General features: G+C 67.9%; 27 protein-coding genes. 26 read left to right on the plus strand and 1 reads right to left on the minus strand.

What is annotated here, in order from left to right; all coding sequences use genetic code 11:
- From AAFN89_RS01725 to AAFN89_RS01765, 9 genes are all read left to right on the plus strand, one after another.
- Positions 1–1,905 (plus strand): ATP-dependent helicase, encoded by a 1,905-nt coding sequence (locus tag AAFN89_RS01725; protein ID WP_347535244.1) that lies wholly within the window; start codon positions 1–3, stop codon positions 1,903–1,905.
- Positions 1,906–2,105: 200 nt separating this feature from the next.
- The gene (locus tag AAFN89_RS01730; protein ID WP_347535246.1) at positions 2,106–3,302 is read left to right on the plus strand and encodes a DUF932 domain-containing protein; all 1,197 of its coding nucleotides are present in this window, start codon (positions 2,106–2,108) and stop codon (positions 3,300–3,302) included.
- A gap of 129 nt (positions 3,303–3,431) precedes the next feature.
- On the plus strand, positions 3,432–5,516 hold the full coding sequence (locus AAFN89_RS01735; RefSeq protein ID WP_347535248.1) for a ParB/RepB/Spo0J family partition protein: 2,085 nt from the start codon (positions 3,432–3,434) through the stop codon (positions 5,514–5,516).
- A 72-nt stretch (positions 5,517–5,588) separates the two neighbouring features.
- Positions 5,589–6,056: a DUF6878 family protein gene (locus tag AAFN89_RS01740; RefSeq protein WP_347535250.1), complete on the plus strand. Its 468-nt coding sequence runs from the start codon at positions 5,589–5,591 to the stop codon at positions 6,054–6,056.
- Between the two features lie 11 nt (positions 6,057–6,067).
- The gene (locus AAFN89_RS01745; protein WP_347535252.1) at positions 6,068–6,544 is read left to right on the plus strand and encodes a hypothetical protein; all 477 of its coding nucleotides are present in this window, start codon (positions 6,068–6,070) and stop codon (positions 6,542–6,544) included.
- A gap of 80 nt (positions 6,545–6,624) precedes the next feature.
- Positions 6,625–7,671 carry a toprim domain-containing protein gene (locus AAFN89_RS01750; protein ID WP_347535254.1) on the plus strand — a complete coding sequence of 349 codons (1,047 nt, stop codon included), beginning with the start codon at positions 6,625–6,627 and terminating at the stop codon, positions 7,669–7,671.
- 319 nt (positions 7,672–7,990) lie between these two features.
- On the plus strand, positions 7,991–8,923 hold the full coding sequence (locus AAFN89_RS01755; RefSeq protein ID WP_347535256.1) for a DUF2493 domain-containing protein: 933 nt from the start codon (positions 7,991–7,993) through the stop codon (positions 8,921–8,923).
- A gap of 128 nt (positions 8,924–9,051) precedes the next feature.
- Positions 9,052–9,519 carry a hypothetical protein gene (locus tag AAFN89_RS01760; RefSeq protein ID WP_347535258.1) on the plus strand — a complete coding sequence of 156 codons (468 nt, stop codon included), beginning with the start codon at positions 9,052–9,054 and terminating at the stop codon, positions 9,517–9,519.
- Between the two features lie 548 nt (positions 9,520–10,067).
- A complete protein-coding gene (locus tag AAFN89_RS01765) occupies positions 10,068–10,400 on the plus strand; it encodes a DUF736 domain-containing protein (RefSeq protein ID WP_347535260.1) in 333 nt (110 codons plus the stop codon).
- Positions 10,401–10,454: 54 nt separating this feature from the next.
- Here the strand turns inward: AAFN89_RS01765 and AAFN89_RS01770 are convergent, their stop codons facing one another.
- Positions 10,455–10,673: a helix-turn-helix transcriptional regulator gene (locus AAFN89_RS01770; RefSeq protein ID WP_347535262.1), complete on the minus strand. Its 219-nt coding sequence runs from the start codon at positions 10,671–10,673 to the stop codon at positions 10,455–10,457.
- Between the two features lie 152 nt (positions 10,674–10,825).
- Here AAFN89_RS01770 and AAFN89_RS01775 point away from each other — a divergent pair, with 152 nt between their 5' ends.
- From AAFN89_RS01775 to trbK-alt, 17 genes are all read left to right on the plus strand, one after another.
- Positions 10,826–11,116, plus strand: a complete 291-nt coding sequence (locus tag AAFN89_RS01775; protein ID WP_347535264.1) for a DUF2285 domain-containing protein — start codon at positions 10,826–10,828, stop codon at positions 11,114–11,116.
- Between the two features lie 118 nt (positions 11,117–11,234).
- Positions 11,235–11,405: a DUF6499 domain-containing protein gene (locus AAFN89_RS01780; RefSeq protein ID WP_347535266.1), complete on the plus strand. Its 171-nt coding sequence runs from the start codon at positions 11,235–11,237 to the stop codon at positions 11,403–11,405.
- Positions 11,406–11,472: 67 nt separating this feature from the next.
- The gene (locus tag AAFN89_RS01785) at positions 11,473–11,952 is read left to right on the plus strand and encodes a DUF2285 domain-containing protein (RefSeq protein WP_347535268.1); all 480 of its coding nucleotides are present in this window, start codon (positions 11,473–11,475) and stop codon (positions 11,950–11,952) included.
- A 58-nt stretch (positions 11,953–12,010) separates the two neighbouring features.
- Positions 12,011–12,874 carry a hypothetical protein gene (locus AAFN89_RS01790; RefSeq protein WP_347535270.1) on the plus strand — a complete coding sequence of 288 codons (864 nt, stop codon included), beginning with the start codon at positions 12,011–12,013 and terminating at the stop codon, positions 12,872–12,874.
- Positions 12,875–13,029: 155 nt separating this feature from the next.
- Entirely contained in the window at positions 13,030–13,314 is a 285-nt protein-coding gene (locus tag AAFN89_RS01795) for a helix-turn-helix domain-containing protein (RefSeq protein WP_347535272.1), read from the plus strand.
- Positions 13,311–13,775: a DUF2840 domain-containing protein gene (locus AAFN89_RS01800; protein WP_347535274.1), complete on the plus strand. Its 465-nt coding sequence runs from the start codon at positions 13,311–13,313 to the stop codon at positions 13,773–13,775. Before AAFN89_RS01795 ends, AAFN89_RS01800 begins: the two co-directional genes overlap by 4 nt.
- A complete protein-coding gene (locus AAFN89_RS01805) occupies positions 13,772–14,284 on the plus strand; it encodes a S26 family signal peptidase (protein WP_347535276.1) in 513 nt (170 codons plus the stop codon). The genes AAFN89_RS01800 and AAFN89_RS01805 overlap by 4 nt, the downstream gene beginning before the upstream one ends.
- 4 nt (positions 14,285–14,288) lie before the next feature.
- Complete coding sequence (locus tag AAFN89_RS01810) at positions 14,289–15,050, plus strand: lytic transglycosylase domain-containing protein (RefSeq protein ID WP_347535278.1); 762 nt, start codon at positions 14,289–14,291, stop codon at positions 15,048–15,050.
- Between the two features lie 247 nt (positions 15,051–15,297).
- Positions 15,298–17,055, plus strand: coding sequence for a DUF3363 domain-containing protein (locus tag AAFN89_RS01815; RefSeq protein WP_347535280.1), 1,758 nt, complete (start codon positions 15,298–15,300; stop codon positions 17,053–17,055).
- Between the two features lie 11 nt (positions 17,056–17,066).
- Positions 17,067–19,076 (plus strand): conjugal transfer protein TraG, encoded by a 2,010-nt coding sequence (locus AAFN89_RS01820; protein ID WP_347535282.1) that lies wholly within the window; start codon positions 17,067–17,069, stop codon positions 19,074–19,076.
- A gap of 11 nt (positions 19,077–19,087) precedes the next feature.
- Positions 19,088–19,528, plus strand: coding sequence for a CopG family transcriptional regulator (locus tag AAFN89_RS01825; protein WP_347535284.1), 441 nt, complete (start codon positions 19,088–19,090; stop codon positions 19,526–19,528).
- Between the two features lie 110 nt (positions 19,529–19,638).
- Entirely contained in the window at positions 19,639–20,622 is a 984-nt protein-coding gene (gene trbB / locus AAFN89_RS01830) for a P-type conjugative transfer ATPase TrbB (protein WP_347535286.1), read from the plus strand.
- Entirely contained in the window at positions 20,619–20,951 is a 333-nt protein-coding gene (locus AAFN89_RS01835; RefSeq protein WP_347535289.1) for a TrbC/VirB2 family protein, read from the plus strand. Before trbB ends, AAFN89_RS01835 begins: the two co-directional genes overlap by 4 nt.
- The gene (locus AAFN89_RS01840; protein WP_347535291.1) at positions 20,951–21,220 is read left to right on the plus strand and encodes a VirB3 family type IV secretion system protein; all 270 of its coding nucleotides are present in this window, start codon (positions 20,951–20,953) and stop codon (positions 21,218–21,220) included. Before AAFN89_RS01835 ends, AAFN89_RS01840 begins: the two co-directional genes overlap by 1 nt.
- A 4-nt stretch (positions 21,221–21,224) precedes the next feature.
- Positions 21,225–23,696, plus strand: coding sequence for a conjugal transfer protein TrbE (trbE, locus tag AAFN89_RS01845; RefSeq protein WP_347535293.1), 2,472 nt, complete (start codon positions 21,225–21,227; stop codon positions 23,694–23,696).
- Entirely contained in the window at positions 23,693–24,454 is a 762-nt protein-coding gene (gene trbJ / locus AAFN89_RS01850; protein ID WP_347535295.1) for a P-type conjugative transfer protein TrbJ, read from the plus strand. Before trbE ends, trbJ begins: the two co-directional genes overlap by 4 nt.
- 2 nt (positions 24,455–24,456) lie before the next feature.
- Complete coding sequence (gene trbK-alt, locus AAFN89_RS01855) at positions 24,457–24,729, plus strand: putative entry exclusion protein TrbK-alt (RefSeq protein WP_347535297.1); 273 nt, start codon at positions 24,457–24,459, stop codon at positions 24,727–24,729.
- Positions 24,730–24,733 lie beyond the last annotated feature (4 nt).

Consider the following 24,733-nt stretch of genomic DNA (forward strand, 5'->3'; position numbering starts at 1 on the left):
ATGGGCGTGCTGGCGCGACGCGTGCGGCCCGAGGATTGGGCGCCGATCGGCGTCGAGGCGCTGGAAGCGAACGCCCTCGCGGTGGTGCGCTCGACCAACAACCGCTCTGTCATCGCCGGTCCGGGCGCGGGCAAGACGGAACTGCTCGCGCAGCGGGCGGCGTTCCTCCTCCAGACCGGCGCCGCTCCCTCTCCCCGTCGTATCCTCGCGATCAGCTTCAAGCGCGACGCCGCAACCAACCTCGCCGCCCGCGTCAGGAAGCGCTGCCATCGCCAGCACGCCGGCCGCTTCGACTCGATGACCTTCGACGCCTTCGCCAAGGGCCTCGTCGATCGGTTCGGCCAGGCACTGCCGACCCGGTGGCGACCGTCGCCCGATTATGAGGTGATGCTGCCGAACGACGGGATGTATCGCGGCTTCCTCACCCAGGAGCTGGGCGCGCCGCCGGCGTCGGTCGGCACCTACGCCGACATCCAGGCGATCAGCGTCAAGCGCTTCGAGCGCGTCCTCCTCTTAGGCGCGCCGCTTCCGGTCGAGGGCTGGCCTCGGCCAACGCCCGGGCAATGGGCGGCCGAGCAATTCTGGCGGTCTTCGCTGCGCGGCACGGCCAAGAGTCACCTGTCCTTCCCGATGATCGGCCGGCTCGCCGAGCTCATCCTGAGGCTCAATCCGATGGCGCGCGACGCCCTGCGCCTGACCTACTCGCATCTGTTCATGGACGAGTTCCAGGACACCACGCAGGTTCAATACGACCTCGTGAAGACGATCTTTGTAGGCGCCGATACGATCATCACCGCGGTCGGCGATAACAAGCAGCAGATCATGCGCTGGGCGATGGCCATGGACGATCCTTTCGCGGAGCTCGCCGCCGACTTCGCCGCCGAGTCTACGCCGCTCTATAACAACTATCGTTCATCGCCCGAGCTGGTGCGCATCCAGCATGTGCTTGCCCAGGCGCTCGACGCGAAGTCGGTGAGGCCGGTGTCCAAGGTCACGACCTCCGTGCCCGGCGACAGCTGCGCGATTTGGGACTTCACCTCGCCGGAGCGCGAGGCCGAGAAGCTCGCCGCGTTCGTCCGCGCCGAAATGACTGCGCATAGGCTCGGCCCGCGCGACCTCGTGCTGCTGGTGCGCCAGAAGGCCGGCGACTACGCGGAGGTGCTGGAGCCCGCCTTCGCAGCGGCGGGCATTCCCTTGCGCAACGAGGCCGGCCAAGCCGGCGCCCTCATGCTGCAGGAGTTGCTGGCGGAGGAGGTGTCCGGCCTGCTCATCTGCGTGCTGCGGCTCGCCATGTCGCCCCGCGCCGGCCGGCACTGGGCCGAGTGCCAGGAGGCCTTGGGCGCGCTGCGCGGCATCGGGCCGGACGACGAAGCCGGACAGGCACGCTTCGCAAAAGAGCTCGACAGCTATGCTTCGCGCCTGCGCGGCGACTATTCGGCGCCGCCTGCGACGGAGTCGTTGGCCCGCGCGATCGTTGACGACGTGCTGGGCTTCGTCGGCCGCGAGCGGCTGCTGGCGGCGCATCCGGCCTATGCGCAAGGCGGATGGCTGGACAAAGTTCTCGATTCAGCGGCGATCCACCTCCAGCGCTCGGCGTCAGGCGCTACCGACTGGATTGCGGCGCTCGACGGCTACGAAGGCCTTCAGGCCATTCCACTGATGACGATCCACAAAAGCAAGGGCCTCGAATATCACACCGTCATCTTCGTCGGGCTCGACGACGGTGCCTGGTGGAGCTTCGCGAACGATCAGGTAGAGGCCACGGCAGGCTTCTTCGTGGCCTTCACGCGCGCCAAGCAGCGCGTCGTCTTCACCTATTGCGCGCGGCGCGGCACGCGCAAGAAGATTGTCACCTTGTACAAGCTGCTGGAACAGGCCGGCGTAAAGATCTTCAGCGTCACCTAACGTCTTAATGGCGGTCGATGACCCGGTCACAATGAAAGCGCGCAAGCGTCGCGAGCGCCGTGCCGTCTGATCGGCCCCGCTTTTTCGCAATCGCGCCTGCAGGTGGTTTTGGGCCCCAGAGATAGAGCCGGGCGGCTGTCGCCGTGACGGGTTTGGAGGTCGAGAGAGAGGCTCTCGGCCGCCCGTCACGGAGATCAGTCATGACGAACATCGAGATTCTGGACGGCCGGCGCGACGCGGGCGACGGCTACAAGGTGGACGTGTCGCGCGGCGGCCATGACGGCCGCGTGTCCTCGGAATGGTTCTCGCGGCCCGACGACGAAAAGTACCTGTCGCTGTCGGAGCTCTTCGCCTCCGTGAAGGGCCGCGCCGAGCGCAGCCGGACCCGAACGGTCGAGAGCGCCGCGATCCGTGTCGAGGCCAGCCGCGACAATGCCGAGCGGCTGGCGCTCGTCCTGCCCGACGCGGCCGGGCCGGTCGCGCCGACGCATTGGAGCTTCGGGCAGCTCGCGGGCCTGGTCGGCGCGCCGGCGGCTTACTTGCGCCAGCTTCCGGCGCCGCTCGCCGGCATCAATCTGCAATACGGTCTGACCTCGCACCGCGCCGAGCAGGTCAAGACGCTGGAGACCGAGGACGGGCGCACGGAGTTGCGCGCCGTCACCGGCCCGGACTACGGCCGCATCTACGATCACGAGCTGGTCGCGGCCGTGCAGCGCATCGCGGGGAACGGCACCGGCGACACGCGGTGGAAGGTGCCGGGTGTGCTCGACTGGTCCACTGGCGTCTATAACCCCAACGTCGATATCACCAAGGACACGACCACGCTTTACGCCTCCGACCGCGACGTCTTCCTGTTCCTGGTCGACGACCTGAACCCGATCGAAGCGGGACGGCTGCCGGACGGCTCGCCCGACCTCTACTTCCGAGGCTTCTACTGCTGGAACTCCGAGGTCGGCGCGAAGACGCTCGGCATCGCCAGCTTCTATCTGCGCGCCGTGTGCCAGAACCGCAATCTCTGGGGCGTCGAGGACTTTCAGGAGATCAGCATCCGGCATTCTAAATACGCCGCCTCGCGCTTCGCGCACGAGGCGGCACCGGCGCTGAACCGGTTCGCCGACTCCTCGCCGGCGCCGTTCATCGAGGGTATTCGCGCCGCGCGCGAGCGCATCGTCGCGCGGACCGACGAGGACCGCACGGACTTCCTGCGCAAGCGCGGCTTCGGCAAGGCGGAGACCGCGAAGATCGTCGAAACCGTCCTCGCCGAGGAGGGCAAGAAGCCGGAGAGCGTCTTCGACTTCGTCCAGGGCATCACCGCGCTCGCGCGCGACAAGACGCAGCAGGACGCCCGCCTCGACCTCGAAGGCCGGGCGAAGAAGCTGCTGGAGCGCGCGGCGTAGCTCCGCGCTTCGTCTTCATCCGCCGGTGCGCGGCCCGCCACTCCTCAGAGGGAGAGGTGGGCCGCGTCCTTCGTGACGGGTTGGAAGGTCGAGAGAGAGGCTCTCGGCCGCCCGTCGCGGAGAAGACCGATGACGAAGTCCCAACAGAAGATCACGCTCAGCGCCTCGCGCGACATTCCCTTCAACAAGCTGGTCCTGAGCCAAGCGAACGTGCGGAGCGTCAAGGCCGGCGTCTCGATCGAGGAACTCGCCGAGGACATCGCCCGGCGCACGCTGCTGGCGAGCCTGACCGTGCGGCCCGTTCTGGACGAGAGCGGCGCCGAGACCGGCATGTTCGAGATCCCGGCGGGCGGGCGCCGCTTCCGCGCACTCGAACTCCTGGTGAAGCAGAAGCGCCTCAACCGCACCGCGCCCGTGCCCTGCATCGTGCGCACCGACGGGCTCGCCGAGGAGGACAGTCTCGCCGAGAACGTCCAGCGCGCGCCGCTGCACCCGCTCGACCAGTTCCGCGCCTTCCAGGCGATGCGCGAGCGGGGCAAGTCCGAGGAGGAGATCGCCGCGGCGTTCTTCGTCTCGACCGGCGTCGTCAAGCAGCGCTTGAAGCTCGCCGCCGTCGCGCCTTCCTTGCTCGACGCCTATACGCAAGAGGAACTGACCCTCGACCAGCTCATGGCCTTCACGGTCAATCCCGACCATGAGCGTCAGAGCCAAGTCTGGGAGGCGCTGAAGCGGCATTACTCGCGCCAACCTTATGAGATCCGTCGCATGCTGACCGAAGGCGCGGTCCGCGCCTCCGATCGCCGGGCGCAGTTCGTGGGCTTGGGCAACTACGCCGAAGCCGGCGGCGAAATCCTGCGCGACCTGTTCCAGTCCGACGATGGCGGCTGGCTGCAGGATGCGGGGCTTCTCGAGACCATGGTCTCCGAGAAGCTGAACGAGGACGCCGGGGCGGTCCAGGCCGAAGGCTGGAAGTGGGTCGAGGTCGGGACCGACTTTCCGTATGGCCACACCTACGGAATGCGCCGCCTCGTCGGCGAGACCGAGCCGATGAGCGAGGAGGAGCAGGCCAGTTACGAGGCGCTGAAGGCTGAGTACGACAAGCTCGAAGAGGAGCACGCCGAAGCCGACGAACTCCCCGAGGAGATCGACATCCGGCTCGGCGAGATCGAGACGGCGATGGAGGCGCTGCAGGTCCGGCCCATCAAGTTCGAGCCAGACGAGCTTGCCATCGGCGGCGCGTTCGTCAGCATCGACGGATCGGGCCGGCTGCGCGTCGAGCGCGGCTATGTTCGCCCCGAGGACGAGCCGGTCGAGGAATCCGAGGAGGCATCGGAGGACGACACGGCCGATCCGGCGGCGGACGACGCCGACGCGTCGAACGGCGATGCGGATTTCGGCGCTCCGGATGCGGATGAAGAAGAGGAGGACGGCCTCAAGCCGCTGTCCGACCGTCTCATCACCGAACTGACGGCGCATCGCACGCTCGCCCTGCGCGACGCGCTGGCCAGCGACCCGCAGACCGCCTTCCTCGCGGCGCTGCACGCGATGACGCTCCGGCTGTTCTATCGCTACGGGCTCGACTCCTGTGTCGAGATCGAACCGAGGAGCGCCGCCTTTGGCAGCCACGCGCCGGGACTCGGCGACACCCGATACGCGCAGTCGATCGACCTAGGGCTGGAGAACTGGGCCAAGGCGCTGCCCAAGGCTTCGGAAGACCTCTGGGACACGCTTACGGAGTGGGACGGCGACAGCCGCGAGGCGCTCTTCGCCCATTGCGTCGCGATGACGGTGAACGGCGTTCATGATCCCTACAGCCGCCGTCCGCGGGCGCTCGCCCATGCGGGCGTGCTGGCGGCGGTGCTCGGGCTCGACATGGCGGCGGCGGGCTGGATCCCGACGGCGGACGGCTATCTCGCCCGCGTCACCAAGGCTCGCATCCTCGAAGCCGTGCGCGAGGCGAAGGGCGACGAGGCTGCCGACCGGATCGCTGGCTTGAAAAAGCCCGAGATGGTCGCGGCCGCCGAGGAGTTGCTCGCCGGCACGGGCTGGCTGCCCGAGCCGCTGCGCACTTCGGGCCTTGAACCCGACGTGGCGGAGGAACCGGCGAACGAGGTGGACAGCTCCGAGGCCACGGCCGATCCGGAAACGGGCGAGCCGTCCGACGAGTCTCCGGAGATCGTCTACGAGCCGGCCGAAGCCGTCGCCGCCGAATAAGCCGCTTCGCCTCAACCAACTTTCGGACCCGGCCATCGCGCCGGGTCCGTTTCGTTTTCAAGGAGATCACCAATGACCGAGACCACCACACTGAGTTTCGACTTCGCCAGATTTGAGGCCGAGCAGCGCGTCCGCGCCGAGGCCGCCGACGCGCTGCGCCCTCGCAACAAGACCGCGCTGTTCGCCGCGCTCGCCGAAGCGGGCGTCACCACAGTCACCGTCGAGTTCGACGGCTATGGCGACAGCGGCCAGATCGAGAGCATCGACGCGAAGGCCGGCGAGGCCGACGCCGAGCTGCCGGACGCGAGCGTCGCGCTCGTCACGCTCGGTTGGCGCGATACCGATCCAACCGAACGGGCGATGAGCGTCCGCGAGGCGATCGAGCACATGGCCTATGGCTGCCTCGCCCAGACCCATGGCGGTTGGGAGAACAACGAGGGTGCCTTCGGCACCTTCGTCTTCGACGTCGCCGAGCGGTCGATCGCCCTCGAATACAACCAGCGCTTCGAGGACTACGAGTCCTACGAGCACGCATTCTGAGGGAGCGCGAGATGGGACATTGCTATCATCACGCGCTCTCCTCGGCGAAGCGCTGGGGCGGCACGGCGGACGACTATCTGCCGCTCCATCACTGGTTCGACGAAAGCAAGAGCATCACCGCCGACTTCCGGCACCGTGCGCTGCGCCATCACGCAGAGGGCCTATTCATGCTGGAGCGCTTCTTCGGCGCGACGATCACGCTCTCGACGGGCCGCGTCGTGCCGGTGCGGCTGATCGGCGAGCAGCACGTCATCGAGGATTTCGGCTTCATCCCGAGCTTCGCCGACTGGGTGCGCTGCATCCGGCCCGAGCCCTGGATGGGCCGCGCCCAGCCGATCCACCGCAGCGTCGATCCGTTCGCCGCAACGTCCGGTCCGGCACCGATCGCGCGGGGACAGGCGAACGGCGGCGAACGGGCCATGGGCGATCCGGGCCGATCCGGCGATACTTGGCCCGTCGCCGCCGCCTTCGCCACCGCGGCCGAGTGACGGGGGGTTCCCCCGACTCCCCTGGGGCCTGCCGAACACGGCAGGCCCCTTTTTCATACGCAAGTTCCAAGGAGACGCGTATGGAGAGCGCAGCAGGAGAAATCGCGCGCCGGCTCGGGCGCGAGGCCGAGGCGGTCTGCCGCCACTATCTTTCGAACGGCCGCAAGCAGGGCCGCTACTGGATCGTCGGCGACGCCGACAACACGCCCGGGCGCAGTCTCTATGTGCGGCTTGCAGGGTCTTCCTCCGGACCCGGCGCGGCGGGAAAGTGGACCGACGCCGCGACCGGCGAGCATGGCGACCTCCTCGATCTGATCGCCGCCAATCTGCGGCTCGGCTCGCTCGGCGAAGCGCTGGACGAGGCGCGACGCTTCCTCAGCCTGCCGCAGCCGGAGCCGCCGCCACGGCAAATTTCATCGCCCGCGCCGACCGGATCACCGGAGGCGGCGCGAAGGCTTTTCGCCATGGGTCGTCCGATCGCGGGCACGCTGGCGGAGCGCTATCTCGGGCGACGGGGGATCACCGGCGTCTCCGACGTCCCTTCGCTCCGCTTCCATCCGCATTGCTACTACTGGCGCGAGGACTGGCCCGACGGCGCCGACCCGGAAGCCTGGCCGGCGCTGCTCGCCAAGATCACCGACCTCGATGGCACGCTTACCGGCGTGCATCGCACCTGGCTCGATCCGGCGACGGCACGCAAGGCGCCCCTCGATCCGCCGCGCAAGGCGATGGGCAACCTGCTCGGCCACGGCGTGCGGATCGGCAAACCTTCCGACCTTGTCGCCGCCGGCGAAGGGCTCGAGACCATGCTTTCGTTGCGAACGGTGCTGCCCGACCTGCCGGTCATCGCGGCGCTCTCGGCGAACCACCTCGCGGCGCTGATCCTGCCGACCGATCTTCAGCGCCTCTACATCGCCGTCGATGCCGACGAGGCGGGCGTCCTTGCGTCGGATAAACTCACCGACCGGGCCGAAGGCGACGGGATCGAGGCGATCAGGCTCACGCCGCGACACGGGGACTTCAACGAGGATCTCCGCGCGCTCGGGACCGACGAGCTCCGGGCGCATCTGCGGCCGCAACTCGCACCGGCGGACGTCGAACGGCTGCTGTCATCGTCCGGAGGCTGACCGCACAGCGAACGCTCCGCCGCAGCGCCAATCATCAAGCCGTCTCCGGGCTCGCGAGCCGCGCCTTCGGCCTCCCGAAAGGGGCGATCGGAGCGGAACCGGCCCGGTCCGGCAACAGCTGCGGCGGCGCTATTTTCCGCCGCCGGACCGAAGAGCTCCGGCTTTGCAGCGCGAAGCAAAATAGCGCCGCCTCCGCCGTCCTCCGCTGACGCTCCGGCCGCCGCGACGAGCGCGGCGGTGCAAGCCGGTCCGGTCCCGCTCTTCGTCGCCCATGAAGGCCGCGAGAGGCGCGGGCTTCGAGATCAGGAGACGACCCGCCATGACCGACCACCACGACGAACCGCACACACGCTCATCGACCGCTTTCATCCTCGACGAACTTCAGCTCTTCGGCTACCGCCCTTTCGCCGACGAGCCCGATCCGCGGCCGCTGCCCGAAGCCGACCATCTCAAAGGCGCGCTCGCCGACATCTTCGACGCCTTCGTGGCGACGCTCGGGGAAACTCGCCTCGAACCCGATCTTGAGGACTTGCTCTGGTCGACGACCAACATCTTCCACCGCATGGCCGCTCGCGTCGACCGCGAGCTCGACGACAACGAACAGGCGCAGAAGCGCTCGCAGCGCCAACAGGACGGCTCCGAAGTCCGCTCGGTCGAATTGGAGACGCTGACCGCTCAAGGGGTCACCATGATCGAGCGGCGCAACGCCTACGAGCTCACGCGCGACCTCGCCGCCGACCTCTTCGAGGCGCACCTTGGCCAGACCTGGCGTCCGCACTCCGGCTCACAGGTCAGCCGCCGCACGATGACCGCGGCGATGATCGACAGCCGCGATTTCCTCGCCGCCAAGCGCCGCGCCGAGATCGAACCGCTCCTGCCGGAGGGACCGAAGATCGCCTTTGCCGGAGGCCTCGACTGCAACGACCACGCCGCCATCTGGGCCGCGCTCGACCGGGTGCTTGCAAAGCACGCCGACATGGTGCTGCTCCACGGCGGCTCGCCGAAGGGCGCCGAGAAGATCGCCGCCTGCTGGGCTGACAATCGCAAACGCCGGCAGATCGTCTTCAAGCCCGACTGGACGCGTCACGGCAAGGCCGCCCCGTTCAAGCGTAACGACAAGCTGCTCGACATCGTGCCGATCGGACTCATCGTCTTCCCGGGCTCGGGCATCACCGACAACCTCGCCGACAAGGCGCGCGCGATGGGCGTGCCTCTCTATGACTTCCGCAGCCGCAAGACGAGTCCATCGTGACCCGCGATGCGCATTCCGCATCACCTGTTCCCGCGCCGGAGCATTCCGGCGCGGGTCGTTTTCCGCTATAATTCGATAGCGCCGTGGCGGTGGTGGAGGCGCGTCGTCTCGCTACAAGGAGACCAGCAATGTTCCTGTCCGCCATCCTGAGCGTCCTCGGCCTCGGCTTTCTCGTGTATTTGTTGTTCACGCTGGCCGTCTACGCGCTTCCGTTCTTCGTCGCCGTCACGGTCGGCATGTATATCTACGACACCGAAGCCGGACTGCTCGCCGCACTTGTCGCCGCGTTCATGTCAGGCGCGGTCACCCTCGTTCTCGGTCAGATCGCCTTCGCTACCATCCGCTCGCAGCCGATCCGTCTTGCGATCGGCGCGGTCTACGCGCTTCCCGCCGGCGTCGCCGGTTTCCACGCCGTCAGGGGCCTCTCCGAGATCGGCGGCGCGGGCGAGAGCTGGACGCTTGTCTTCGCCGGCATCGGCGCACTCGTTATCGGCGTCACCGCATGGGCGCGGATAGCGGCCCTCGCCGGACCGGACGAGGAGGCGCTCACAGCATCACCAGCATTCAGCACGGCTCGTCCGGCCAACGACGGCTGATCGGCTCCCCCCATTGGTGTCGAGCCGTCGGTTGGGTGCCGGTGCGATTTCCTCGGAGTGCGCATGAAGCTCGAGTCGTGACCGATCGTTCTGCGCGGTAGGCCCGCCGAAACACGGAGGCTGCCGAGTCGATGCGGAGGCGAGCGGGGTTCACGCCTTCGCCATCGTTTCTCACAAGCGATGCGACTTCGTCCCTTTTGCACGCTTTTCCCTGTCTTCGCCCGATGAACGCTGCCGGGGTCTTGCCGGCCCGGATGGGCGGGCGTCAGTTCTTCTCCCATGCCTGTCGCCCGCGTCCGTCACGGCCTCTCATGGGCTGATCTGGCCGGGGTCGGCTTCGCCTCGACCGCCTTGGCCGCAACGGCGTTTCCGAACTTTCTTCCCCTGACGGCTGCGCCGCCATTCCTCGCGGGAACAAGAAAGCCCGGTCCCGCCGTCCTTCGCTTCGCTGCGGGCCGCAAGCGGCTGCGTCGGCGGATCGCCCCGGCCTCTGCGATCGCCATCGAGGCCGCGACGGGCGCGGGCTCGAAGCCAAAAGGAGAACTGACATGGCCACCATCGGAACATTCAAGAAGACCGGCAGCGAGTACACCGGCGAAATCGTGACCCTCAGCGTGCAGGCGAAGAACGTCCGCATCGTACCCGAGGAGACGGGCGGCAACGAGAACGCCCCTTCCCACCGCGTCTTCGTCGGCCGCGCCGAGATCGGCGCCGCCTGGTCCAAGACCTCGAACGAGGGCCGCGACTATCTGAGCCTCAAGCTCGACGATCCGAGCTTTACCGCTCCGATCTACGCCAACCTCTTCGACGACACCGTCATCGAGGGCGAGGAGAGCTACAGCCTCATCTGGTCTCGGCCGCGCCGGCAGAACGGCGACTGACGCCAAACGAGCGCCCCGCCCAGACGATCCGGGCGGGGCCGCTTCGTTGCTACATCAATTTCTCGCCTGATCTTCCAGGAGCGCCGCTGGCTTGACGCCGAGCGCCAACGCGACGTGCCACAGCGTCACGATCGTGACATTCTGCTCGCCGCGCTCCATGAGGGACACGTGCGCGCGGTCGACGCCCATCTCGGCGGCGAGCGCCTGCTGACTGAGCCCTGCCTTCTCTCGATAAAACTTGAGATTACTGCCAAATACCTTGCGGATGTCCATCCGCGGGATGAATGCGTATCGCGTATTTTGATGCGACGCATTATAATACGCGGCGCGAGCCGCACCCCGGCCGCAACCGGACGGCGCTTGCGTCCGTTATCCGGCGGGCTCATTCTATGGTTAACGGGCGAATCGCCCGGCAGGATGTCAGGATGTCCAACCCTTCCAAAGTGTCCATCGCCGAGGCTCCGCCCGCGGAAGACCGCGTAACCGTCTACGACCGCGATCATCTGAAGCTCTACATGCGCCTCCTCGACGCCGAGAGCGACGGTGCATCCTTGGTCGAAGTATCCGCCATCCTGTTCGGCATCGACGCCGACGCCGAGCCGGCGCGCGCGAAAGCCGTCCACGAAAGCCATCTCGGCCGCGCCCGCTGGATGACCGAGCACGGCTATCGCGATCTATTGCGGCGCGGCTTGCCGGAAGACGCGCCGGCACGGTGATGCGTTCCGCGCATCACACGATGCGCTCGCGCGGACTATGCAAGCGCAACCGTCAAGCGAAACTTCTCAAATGCGAGCGCCTGCGTGTGTTCGGCGCCCGTTTGTGAGGAGAACGGCCATGCCGAAGGATTGGCGCGACGACCACGGCTACGATCATTTCGACGGTCTCGACATCTCTGGACTCGCCTGGGAGTGCCTGAGACGCAATGACACTTATCAATCAGGCTACGCCGGGATGAGGAGCGGCGGCGGAGACCCCGCAACATGGGCGTTGCGATTTCCCGGTTGATCCGGAACTCGAAGCGCCGAACGCTCCCGTCTTCTGGCTGCCGTCCGAGGCGCCTGCCGCAGTCAGTTTGATCGCACGGCTGCCGGACATCGGCGTCAAATCCGTTGCGCTCGCCGCGCTTCCGGTTTCGTCGCGCCGAGACACAGCGGGCGTCGTCTGGCTGCGGCTGAAGGACGGCGCCGTCGTCGCCGACGGATCCATACCCGACAGTTCGGCGGTCGGCGTGCTGCTCCCATTCGACGAAGCTTGGTCCGTACGGCTCGCCGCCGCCGAGCGTCTGCGGCATCAGTTCGCCGGCCGCTCTGTTCCAGCTCCGATTACGCCGCAGCGCCGCGAGCGTCTGAAGCGGGCTCTGCGGACGATTGATGCGCGGCGTCAGGGCGCGAGCTATCGCGACATCGCGGTTGCATACTTTGGCGAGCGCCGGGTCGCAAAGGAGCATTGGAAGACGAGCGCGCTCAAGGCTCAGGTCGCGCGTCTCGCCGCGCATGGCCGTATGCTGATCGACAGAGGTTACCGTCACCTCTTGCAGGGAAAGTTGCGTTGACCACGCCGGCCTGTTCCGATCGTTGCAACCTTTAACTCGTCTCCCTTATGTCCCTAGGATGACGCAGACGGCCACTCCGATAGAGAGTCATCCTCCAAAGATCATGGGTCGATCACGCCGCTTACCCTTCAACCAGCGAGCGGTTTTCGATCAGATATTCCACAGCGGAGGCGGCTTCGTTCTCGACTTTTCCGACCGTACGATGGCCGAATGGTTCGATGAAAATTTCGGCCTCAGCATCTTCCAAGAGCGCTTCCAAATGGAAGGTTCGAGCAAGGGGAAAACGCTGAGGGGCTTCGTCGAGGCTGCTGAACCGCGCCTCGTTGCGCAGATCTTGCGCGCGCTATGGCAGTATCGCCGTGCCTTGAACGGTTACGCCGAGACCGATCCGAGCGAAGAAGCGCGCCTCGAGGCTTGGCTTGAGCAGTTCACGCACGAGCTGGAAAACGCCTCGTCGATGAACCTCGACGACGCCCTCAAGGACTTCTCGCGCGACACCACGCTGCCAAAGCTTCGCGCCTCGATCGCCGCCGATCTCGTCGCCGAAAAGCCCGATGTCGCACTGGACCGGGTGCATACGTATTGCGTGAAACGGTTTCGCGACCTGCTCGCATCGCGCAATCAGCCAGTCGACGCCACGACGCCGCTGCACGCAATCTTCGGGACTTTCGGCAAAGCGCTGCGCGACGAAGGCGCGGTCAGCGAGTTCGCGCTGCCGACGCTCCGCGTACAGCACAAGCTTTTCGAGGGGTTGAATCAGGCCCGCAACAAGCGCTCGTTCGCGCACGACAATGAGCTTCTCCCCGTCTCCGAAGCGCAGTTCATCATCGATTGCGTGCTTGCCTCGCTCGCCTTCATCGAGCGTATAGAGGCCGCGCGCGAACGTGAGACGACCGGCCGCGACGACGAAATTCTGTTCTAGCCTCCTCGCTCGACGCGGCAGCTCCAAGCCTCGTTCGGGGTGACGTTTCCGTCTTTGGCTGATCGTCATCCCTCCCGGCCGCGCTTCTCCGCTTTGATCGCCTCCGACAACCCGCCGCAGTCCGCAGCGGGACAAAGCCACCGGAGGCGCTACTCATGCCCGACCCCAACGCCGGTCTCCCACCGCGCTACCTCAGAACTCCCGAAGCCGCCCGCTTCCTCGGCCTGTCGGGCCGGACGCTTGAGAAGCACCGCACCTACGGCACTGGCCCGCGCTATTCCAAGATCGGCGGCCGCGTCGTCTACGCTATTGAGGACCTGCAGTCCTGGGTCGGCCGCGGCGAGAAATCATCGACCTCGGACGACACCGGCGACACGGTGCTGCCCGCCAAGCGGCACGCGGCGGTCTCGCCGGCCTACGCCGACAAGAGCCGCTCATGAGCGCCCGTACCACAGTCGATCTTCTGTGGATCGAGGGCCGGATCGAGCGCTGGATTCGCTTCGGCCGCATCATCCAGGAGACGATCCGAAGCCGCCGCGAGCGCACGGTCGCGTTCGATCCGGGCGCCGTCTTCGCCTTCGTCCGCTGGTCGGCGAACGACTACGGCACGGTCGAAAGTCGGATCGACGTTCTGCGCGCTGTCAGCCCCGGCGAGGCCCGCTCGACGGTTCCACACGTCACGCCAGGCGGCGAGGTGCTGCTGCGGCTCTCCGGCTGGCCGAAGGTCGAGGCGGCGCTGCTCGCCATCGACCAGGTCGAGGCGCTCGGGCTCGCGCCGGAGGCGGTCTGTCCCGACCATTGGCGGCATGTTCATAACCGGCTGACGACCGGCCTCGGCCCGCGCGCCTATACCGAGCTTCGGCACGACGCCTGGCTGAAGCGCAGGGAGCTGGGCGCATGATCCGCGCGCGCCCGAAGCTCCTCGCCGCCGGCGCGGCACTCGTTCTGATCGGCGTCTCGGCCGTTGTCCGAAGCGACCCGATCGTCGTCTGGAACGCCTCGGCGAGCGTGCCGATCGGCTTCTATCTGATGACTCCGCTCGACGACCCGCAAGTCGGCGAGCTCGTCGCCGTGCAGCCGCCGCCGTCGCTCGCAGGATGGCTCGTCCGGAACGGCTATCTCGGTCCGGACACGCCCCTTCTGAAGTATATCGCCGCGCTGCCGGGCACTAAGGTCTGCCGTGATGGTACGGGCATCTGGATCGACGGAAAACCGGTCGCCGAGGCGCGCGAGCGCGACCGGCTCGGCCGTCCGCTCCCTGTTTGGCAGGGCTGCAAGCGGCTTCGCGACGGTGAGGTCTTCTTCCTAAATCCGGACGCGCCGGCGAGCCTCGACGGGCGGTATTTCGGTCCGCTCGACACCGACACGATCATCGGCCGGGCGACGCCCGTCTGGACGCGGGAGGGCTGATCCGATGCCGCTCCCTCCGCTTTCCGGCCGTCGCTCAAGAGTCGCCGTTGCGACCGGGATGGTGCTCGCGGCGTGCGCCGCCCTTGCACCCGTGCCGGCGCTCGCGCAGTCGTCGGCACCCGCCGTTCGAGACCACGTCGGTGTCACCGATGCGCAGCCGATCGACATCTACATCGCCGAAGCCGCGGCGCGGTTCGGCATTCCGGAGCGCTGGATACGGGCCGTGATGTGGGTTGAGAGCGCCGGGAATCCGCGCGCCGTCAGCCGCGCCGGTGCGATGGGCCTGATGCAGATCATGCCGGCGACCTGGCGCGAGCTTCGCGCGCGTCACGGACTCGGCATCGACCCGTTCGACATGCGCGACAACGTGCTGGCGGGCGCCGCCTACCTGCGCGCCATGTTCGACCGGTTCGGCGCGCCCGGCTTCCTCGCGGCCTACAATGCAGGGCCGGCGCGCTACGCCGAGCACCTCGCCACCGGACGCCCGCTGCCGCGCGAAACCCGCGCCTATCTCGCCAAGCTTGCGCCGCTGATCGGCGCTCCGCTCGCAGCACCGATGCGCACTGACGGCAACAACACGGTCACCGATTGGCGCGACTCGCCGCTGTTCGTGATGCGCAGCGAGCGCGGTCGCGGTGCCGCTTCAGCGACCATCGAAGCGGCGGGTCCAGAACAGTCAGCCGCTCAGGGCGAGGCCGAACTTCCGCGCAATCCAGCACAGCCAAATGGCCTGTTCACCCGACCGCGAGCCGGAGAACGGCAATGATTCGCCCGTTCGCAGCATGTCGCGTTCGGTCGTGCTCTTTCGTGAGTTTTGCGGGAGTGCAGGAGGCGCGCAGAGGAACAACGGAAGGACGGCGAGATAAAAGGCCGCGCGCAGATCTGCGCTACGGCGTTGTTGTTGTTGATCTTTTCACCCGCCGCACGAAGCGCCGCAGTGCCATGACTGCTCTCACCCATCTGTTTTCGAGCACTTTTCACCGTGCCGCTTTTCTTCGCGGCGGGAGAACGGCGTGAGCGAGCGCGACAACGACCTGCGCATCCGGCCCGGCCGCATCCGCAATCGCGGAACGCGTGGCCGGAAGGCTCAGAGCTTTGTGGGCCACGTCATGCGCGCGGCGAAGAAGGCGGGCCACACGGGTTACCGCTTCAGCGGGCCGCGACACCACGGCAGCAACTCACGCTTCGGGCGCGGCCGCTTCGTCGGCGTGGCGCGCGGGCTCTCCCGCTCGCAGCGGCGCGTCCTCGTGAAGGCGCGCGTCGTGCGCCATCGCGGCCAGCGCTTCCGCTCCGCGCCGCTCGCCAAGCATATCGCCTATCTCAAACGCGACGGCGTCACCCGCGACGGCCGCGAGGCGGCGATGTTCGGACCGGACCGGGACGGCGTCGAGGAACGCGACTTCGCTTCCACGTGCGAGGACGATCGGCACCACTTCCGCTTCATCGTCTCACCGGAAGACGCGGAACATATGCAGGATCTGCGCGCCTTCACCCGCGACCTCATGGCTCAGGCCGAGCGCGACCTCGGCACGAAGCTCGACTGGGCCGCCGTCGATCATTGGAACACCGACAACCCGCACGTCCATGTGCTCGTCCGCGGCAAGGCCGATGACGGCAAGGACCTCGTCATCTCGCGCGACTATATCAGCCGCGGGCTTCGCGGCCGCGCCGAGGAGCTGGTCGGGCTCGAGCTCGGTCCGCGCAGCGAGCGGGAAATCGCCGCCGGCCTGGAGGCGGAGGTCAGGGCCGAGCGCTGGACCGGTCTCGACCGCGCGCTGTGCTCGCTCGCCGACGACGGCGCGGGCCTTGCCGACCTGCGGCCCGGCTCGCCCGAGCCGCACGATCCAGAGCTTCGCCGCCTAATGATCGGCCGCGCGCAGACGCTGGAGCGGCTCGGCCTCGCCGAACGTCAAGCGCCGGCGGTCTGGTCGCTGCGGCCCGGCGCTGAGGAGACGCTGCGCGAACTCGCCGTGCGCGGCGACATCATCAAGACGATGCACCGCGCTATGGCCGGCGGTTTGGAACGCGCGCATGCCGACTTCGCCATCGAGGCAGTCCCGTCCCAGCCGATCCTCGGACGCCTCGCCGAGCGGGGATTCCATAACGAGCTGAGCGGCGAAGCCTATGCCGTTATCGATGCGGTCGACGGACGGGTTCATCACCTCCGCTTCGCGGACATAGAGGCCACAGGCGACACGCCGGCGGGAGGCATTGTCGAGACGCGGGTCTGGAGCCCGCGTGAAGGCGGAAAGCAGCGCGTCGCTTTGGTCGGCCGCTCGGACCTGTCGCTGGAAGCGCAGATCGGGGCCGACGGCGCGACCTGGCTCGACCGGCTGCAGCTCGCCAGCGACGGAGCGCCGCTCGCGGCCGGCGGCTTCGGCGCCGAAGTGCAAGGCGCGCTGGAGCGCCGCGCCGATCATTTGGCCGCGGAAGGGCTGGCGACGCGGCGAGGCCAGCGCATCGTGTTCGCCCGCGACCTCCTCACGACGCTCCGCACGCGCGAGCTCGATGCGACCGCGGCAAAACTCGAATCGGAGGTGGGCCTGTCGCGCCGCCAGCCGGCCGAGGGCGAGAGCGTCGCCGGCGTCTACCGCCAGCGCCTCGATCTTGCCTCGGGAAGATTCGCCATGCTCGACGACGGGCTGGGCTTCGAGCTCGTCCCGTGGAAGCCGCAGCTCGAGAAGCATCTCGGCCAGACGGTGGCGGGCACGGTAACGCCCGGCGGCGGGATCGATTGGTCCTTCGGGCGCAAGCGCGGCCTCGGGATCTGAGGGAGAACGACATGCAGCAGAATGCCCATCGATCGCCGGTCACGAAGATTCTCTGGGGCCAGATCGTCATCGTCTCGTCTATTGCCCTCCTCTTCGTCTGGGCGGCGACCCAGTGGACGGCTTGGCGGCTCGGCTTCCAGCCTCAGCTTGGGCCTCCGGTGGCCGAGCTCTTCGGCTGGCCGGTCTATGCGCCGCCGAACTTCTTCCTTTGGTGGTACTGGTACGACGCCTACGCGCCGCGGATTTTCATCGAAGGCGCGATCATCTCCGCGTCGGGCGGGCTCGTCTCGATCGCGGTCGCCATCTTCCTGTCGGTGCTGCGCGCCCGGGAGGCGCGCGAGGTCTCCACGTACGGCTCGGCGCGCTGGGCGGAGCGGAAGGACGTGGCGACGAGCGGACTGCTTGGCGACGACGGCGTCGTGCTCGGCCGGTTCGAGGAACGCTATCTGCGCCATCACGGACCCGAGCACGTGCTCTGCTTCGCGCCGACGCGTTCGGGAAAGGGCGTCGGCCTCGTCGTCCCGAGCCTGCTCACCTGGCCGGGCTCGGCGATTGTCCACGACATCAAAGGCGAGAACTGGCAGCTCACCGCCGGTTGGCGGTCGCACTTCAGCCGCGTGCTGATTTTCGATCCGACCGATCTGGCGAGCGCCGCCTACAATCCGCTGCTCGAGGTTCGCCGCAGCGACAGTGAGGTGCGCGACGTGCAGAACGTCGCCGACATCCTAGTGGATCCGGAAGGCCTGCTCGAACGGCGGAACCATTGGGAGAAGACGTCCCATTCGCTCCTCGTCGGCGCGATCCTCCACGTTCTCTACGCAGAGGTCGACAAGACTCTCGCTGGCGTCGCCGCCTTTCTGTCCGACCCGAAGCGCCCGATCGAGGCGACGCTCGCGGCGATGATGCGCACGCCGCACCTCGGGCAGACGCCGCACCCCGTCGTTGCTCAAGCCGCACGGGAGCTCCTCAACAAGTCGGAGAACGAGCGCTCGGGCGTGCTCTCGACCGCCATGAGCTTCCTCGGGCTCTACCGCGATCCCGTCGTCGCGAAGGTGACCAGCCGTTGCGACTGGCGGATCGACGACCTGGTCTCGAGCGAGCGACCGGTGACGCTCTATCTCGTCGTGCCACCGTCGGACATCTCACGCACCAAGCCGCTCGTCCGGCTCGTGCTCAACCAGATCGGCCGCCGGCTGACGGAGGAGCTCGGGAATGTCGATCAGCGTCACCGGCTGCTCCTCATGCTCGACGAGTTCCCGGCGCTCGGCCGGCTGGACTTCTTCGAGAGCCAGCTCGCCTTCATGGCGGGCTACGGCCTCAAGGCGTTCCTGATCGCCCAGTCGCTCAACCAAATCGAAAAGGCTTACGGCCAGAACAACGCCATCCTCGACAACTGCCATGTCCGCGTTGCTTTCGCGACCAATGACGAGCGGACGGCCAAGCGCGTCTCCGACGCCCTTGGCACCGCGACCGAGATGCGGGCGATGAAGAACTATGCCGGCCACAGGCTCAGCCCTTGGCTCGGACACCTCATGGTCTCGCGGCAGGAGACGGCGCGGCCGCTGTTGACTCCCGGCGAGATGATGCAGCTGCCGTCCGCTGACGAGATCGTTCTCGTCTCCGGCGCGCCCCCGATCCGCGCCAAGAAGGCGCGCTATTACGAGGACCGGCAGCTCAAGGCGCGCATTCTCGCGCCGCCGAAGCCCGCCAGCTCGCAAGCGTCGAGTGACGTTGCAGCAAGCACCGACGACTGGAGCGCCCGTCCGCCGATCGCTGCGCCGGCCCCACCGCGAAAGGAGTCCGCCGCCGAGGCTGTGGATGGCGATGGCGGCGTGCGCCGCGAACCGGCGCTGCCCGAGCACGAGGATATCGCGCCGGAGCCGTCGCCCGTGCGAGAAGAGTTCGCTGCACTCGATGACGATGCCGACGACGATGCCGGACGGGCGCGGCAGATGCAGGGCCGGTTCCGAAGCGTCGCGCGCCAGGTCGCGCTCGATCCCGGTGACGGGATCGAGCTCTGAGGAAATCCGAAATGAGGAAGGATCGACTCAACGTCTATTTCGACCCGGCGCTGTCGGCGGAGCTGGAAGCGTTGGCCGCGCGGCGAAAGGTGTCGAAGTCGCAGATCGTGGAGGTGGCGCTCGCCGCTTTCCTGTCGCCCGACGCCGCCGATCAGCGCGAGGCGGCGATCGTGCGTCGCCTCGACCGGCTGACGCGCGCGATGGAACGGCTCGAACGCGACCAGACCATCGCCGCCGAAGCGCTGGCGCTGTTCGTGAAGTTCTGGCTCACCACCACGCCGCCGCTGCCCGACACGATGCGCGATGCGGCGCAGGCAAAAGGCCGCGAGCGTTACGAAGGCTTCGTCGAGGCGCTCGGACGGCGACTCGCCAAAGGCAGTACGCTGACGAAGGAAGTCTCAATCGACGTCGACGCCGCGGGTCGTGGAGTCGGAGTCGCCGAACCCGACTGATCCTTTTCCCTGCCGTTCTACGCTCCTCCGCTACTACGCCGTCAACACTGTTGCTGATCGCCAGATAACGGTCTTCTTGATCGACCCCGTAACCAGATGTGGGGCCGCGAATGACCGTCCACTCTCTCAAATCCGAAGCGATCGAGCGCGGCTCCCGCATGCTTCGGACCGCCCTCGGACCGAATGTCGCCGCCTGGCTAGAGGACCCGGCCGTCGTCGAGGTGATGCTCAACCCCGACGGCCGGCTCTGGGTGGACCAGTTGAGCGCCGGGCTCGCCGACACGGGAGAGCGTCTCTCGGCGGCGGACGGCGAACGAATTATTCGGCTGGTCGCGCACCACGTCGGCGCCGAGGTCCATGCCGGCGCCCCGCGCGTCTCGGCCGAGCTGCCCGGGACGGGGGAGCGGTTCGAGGGCCTGCTGCCGCCGGTCGTCGCCGCACCCGCCTTCGCGATTCGCAAGCCCGCCGTCGCGGTGTTCACGCTGGATGACTATGTCGCTGCCGGGATCATGGACGCGGGCGCGGCCGAGGCGCTGCGCGAGGCGGTCGCGGCCCGCGCCAACATCCTCGTCGCCGGCGGCACTTCGACCGGCAAGACGACGCTGACGAATGCGCTGCTCGCCGAAGTCGCGAAGGCCTCCGACCGCGTCGTCCTGATCGAGGACACGCGCGAGCTCCAGTGCCTCACGCCGAACCTCGTGGCGCTCCGAACCAAGGATGGCGTCGCCTCGCTCTCCGATCTCGTGCGCTCCTCGCTGCGGCTCAGACCCGACCGCATCCCGATCGGCGAGGTGCGCGGCCCCGAGGCGCTCGACCTATTGAAAGCCTGGGGCACCGGCCATCCCGGCGGCGTCGGCACGATCCACGCCGGCAGCGCCATCGGCGCGCTGCGCCGCCTCGAACAGCTCATCCAGGAAGCCGTCGTCACCGTTCCGCGGGCGCTGGTCGCCGAGACGATCGACCTCATCGCCGTCCTCTCGGGGCGCGGACCCGATCGCCGCCTCGCCGAGCTCGCCCGCGTTGCCGGCCTCGACGCCCAAGGCGACTACGCCCTCCAGCCTCTTCTCAGCCCTCAGAAGGGAGACCTCCAGTGATCAGAACATCGACCCTCTATCCGCGCTGGCCATACTATCTCGGCGCCTTCGCCGTCGGATTCCTCCTCGCCGCCGATCCCGCCCACGCCGCCGGCTCGGGCATGCCCTGGGAGGCGCCGCTCCAGTCGATCCTGGAGTCGATCGAAGGACCCGTCGCCAAGATCGTCGGCGTGATCATCATTATCATTACCGGCTTGACGCTCGCCTTCGGCGACACCTCGGGCGGCTTTCGCCGGCTGGTGCAGATCGTCTTCGGTCTGTCGATCGCCTTCGCCGCGTCGAGCTTCTTCCTGTCCTTCTTCTCGTTCGGCGGCGAAGCCCTGGTCTGATGCAGGACGGTGCGGACTTCCCTGGCTTTTATGCTCCCGTTCACCGGGCGCTCGCCGAGCCGATCCTGCTCGGCGGCGCGCCGCGCGCGGTCGCCATCGCAAACGGCACGCTCGCCGCCGCGGTCGGCCTGGGCCTCCGCCTCTGGGCCGTCGGCCTCGTGCTCTGGCTGGTCGGCCATCTGCTCGCGGTCTGGGCGGCGAAGTGCGACGCGCAGATCGTCGACGTCGCTCGGCGGCATCTGCGCTTCCCGACCTGGTTAGGAGTGTAACGACATGATGCGTCTCGCCGAATACCGCTCCAGCGCCGCACTGCTCGCCGACTTCCTGCCTTGGGCGGCGCTGGTCGCCCCGGGCGTCGTCCTCAACAAGGACGGCAGCTTGCAGCGCACCGCCCGGTTTCGCGGCCCCGACCTCGACTCCGCGACGCCGGCCGAGCTCGTCGCGACATCCGGCCGGCTCAACAGCGCACTGCGCCGCCTCGGCTCGGGCTGGGCGGTGTTCGTCGAAGCGCAGCGCGTGCCGGCGCGAGACTATCCACTGTCGCAGTTCCCCGACCCAGTCTCGGCGCTGGTCGACGCCGAGCGCCGGGCGCAGTTCGAGGAAGCCGGCAGCCACTTCGAGAGCCGCTATTTCCTGACGCTGGTCTGGATGCCGCCCGCCGACGAGGCGAGCCGCGCCGGACGCTGGCTCTACGAGGATGCACCAGAGAAGGGTGCGAACCCCCGCGAGCATCTGGCGAGCTTCACGGCGCGCACCGACCGTTTGCTCGACCTCCTCGACGGCTTCATGCCGGAGGCCACGTGGCTCACAGACGTGGAAACGCTCACGTATCTCCACTCGACAATCTCGACGCGGGCGCAGCGCGTGCGCGTGCCCGAAACGCCGATGCACCTCGACGCGCTGCTCGCGGACGAACCACTCGTCGGCGGGCTTGCTCCCAAGCTCGGCGAGGCGCATCTGCGCACGCTGACGGTCATTGGTTTCCCGACCGCGACCTGGCCGGGGCTGCTCGACGAGCTCAACGGCCAAGCGTTCGAGTATCGCTGGGCGACGCGCGCGCTCTGCCTCGACAAGACCGATGCCACCCGGCTCTTCACCCGCATCCGCCGGCAGTGGTTCGCCAAGCGCAAGTCCGTGGCGGCGATCCTGAAAGAGGTGATGACCAACGAGGCCTCGACGCTGCTCGACTCCGATGCGGCGAACAAGGCCGCCGACGCCGACGAGGCGCTGCAGGAGCTCGGCTCCGATCTCGTGGGCGCGGCCTATGTCACCGCCACGATCACCGTCTGGGACGAGGACGAGCGCGCCGCCGAGGCGAAGCTGAAAGCGGCCGAGAAGATCGTCCAGGGCCGCGACTTCACCTGCATGCCGGAAACGCTGAACGCGGTCGAGGCTTGGCTCGGCTCGCTGCCCGGCCACCTCTACGCCAACGTTCGTCAGCCGCCGGTCTCGACGCTGAACCTCGCCCACATGATCCCGATCTCGGCGGTCTGGGCGGGGCCGGCGCGCAACGAGCATCTGGACGGTCCGCCGCTCTTTCACGCCGAGACCGAAGGCGCGACGCCGTTCCGCTTCTCGACCCATGTCGGCGATGTGGGCCACACGCTGGTTGTCGGTCCGACCGGCTCGGGCAAGTCGGTGCTGCTCGCGCTCATGGCGCTGCAGTTCCGCCGCTACGAGCGTAGCCAAGTCTTCGCCTTCGATTTCGGCGGTTCGATCCGCTGCGCGACGGTGGCGATGGGCGGAGACTGGCAAGATCTCGGCCTCGCGCTGTCGGAGGACGAGGTTGCCGTTCAGTTCCAGCCACTCGTCCGGATCGACGATCCCGCCGAGCGCGCCTGGGCGCAGGACTGGCTCGCCGGGTTGCTCGCCCGCGAGGGCGCTGCCATCGATCCGGTGGCGCGCGACCATCTCTGGTCGGCGCTGACTTCGCTCGCCTCGGCGCCCGCCGAAGAGCGCACGCTGACCGGCCTTTCGGTGCTGCTGCAATCGACCGAGCTCAAGCGCGCGCTCGCGCCCTTCTGTCTCGGCGGCCCGTTCGGGCGACTGCTCGACGCCGAGGCCGAAGCGCTCGGGAGCGCCGACGTGCAGGCGTTCGAGACCGAGGGGCTGATCGGCTCGGCCGCCGCGCCCGCCGTGCTCGCCTATTTGTTCCACCGCATCGAGGCGCGGCTTACGGGGCGGCCGAGCCTGATCGTCGTCGATGAGGGCTGGCTCGCGCTCGACGACGCGACCTTCGGCGGCCAGCTTCGCGAATGGCTGAAGACGCTCAGGAAGAAGAACGCCTCCGTCGTCTTTGCCACCCAGTCGCTCGCCGACATCGACGGATCGAGCATCGCGCCCGCTATCGTCGAGAGCTGTCCGACGCGGATATTCCTGCCGAACGAGCGCGCCTTCGAGCCGCAGATCGCTACCATCTATCGCCGCTTCGGGCTCAACGACCGGCAGATCGAGATCGTCGCGCGGAGCTTGCCGAAGCGCGACTATTACTGCCAGTCGCGGCGCGGCAACCGGCTGTTCTCGCTGGGACTGGGCGAGGTCGCGCTCGCCTTCACTGCCGCTTCGTCGAAAACCCATCACGCCGCCATCGCCGAGACGCTGGCCGAACACGGCCGCGACGGCTTCGCCGCCGCCTGGCTGCGGCGGCGCGGGCTCGACTGGGCCGTCGAGCTGCTCGGCCCCGGCGAGGGCGTCCCGCCAGCCAATCCCGACCCTTCACCCCTGCAAGAGGAGACCCGTCCATGACCCGTCCACGCCCCCGCCGCGCTTTCCTGGCCGCAACGATGCTCGCGCTATCTGCAGGCATCGGCTTCTCTCCGATCGCCGCTCCGCCGGCCGCCGCGCAGATCACCGTTTTCGATCCGTCGAACTACGGTCAGAACATCCTTCAAGCCGCCCGCGCGCTGGAGCAGATCAACAATCAGATCACGCAGCTTCAGAACGAGGCGCAGATGCTGATCAATCAGGCGCGCAACCTGACGAGCCTGCCACATTCGTCCCTCAGTCAACTCCAGACGACGATCCAGCGCACGCAGCAGCTTCTGAACGAGGCCCAGCACATCGCTCACGATGTCGCCGACATCGAGACGGCGTTCAGCGAGCGCTATGGCGCGGCCGCCGCCTCGGGCGATTTCGATGCCATGATCGGTAATGCCCGCGAGCGATGGGAGACCTCCGTCGCCGGTTTCGAGGACGCGCTCAAGGTGCAGGCCGGCGTCGTCGGCAATATCGACAGGGCGCGCGCCGAGATGTCCGCGCTCGTTACCGAAAGCCAAGGCGCCGTCGGCGCATTGCAGGCGGTCCAAGCCGGCAACCAGCTCCTCGCGCTTCAGTCGGGGCAGATTGCCGACCTTACCGCGGCGATCGCCGCCCAGAACCGAGCGAGTGCGCTCGAAGCCGCCCGCGCGGCCTCGGCCGAAGCGCAGGCGCGCGAGAACCTCGCCCGCTTCCTCGACTACGGGACCGGATACGAGGCGACCACCGTACGCATGTTCCGCGACTGACGATGCGCGGCAAGCCCGACCAGATCTTGCGGCTCATCGCCTTCGGCCTCGGCGCGCAGGCCATGCTCGCCGCCGCGTTCGAGTTCCGCGATGTGGTAGCGCCGGAGCCGGCCGCGACCGCCGTGCGCGACGATCCGCTCAGCGCCGAACTCGCCCGCTGCCGGAGGCTCGCTCCGCAGGAGGCGCAGACCGACACCGCCTGCAAATCTGCCTGGGCCGAGAACCGGCGGCGCTTCTTCGCGCCCGCCCTTACCCCACAGCCGGAAACGGAGTGAGGAG

This window comes from Inquilinus sp. CAU 1745, from assembly GCF_039839375.1.
In the GTDB taxonomy this organism is placed as follows: domain Bacteria; phylum Pseudomonadota; class Alphaproteobacteria; order DSM-16000; family Inquilinaceae; genus JBDOQU01.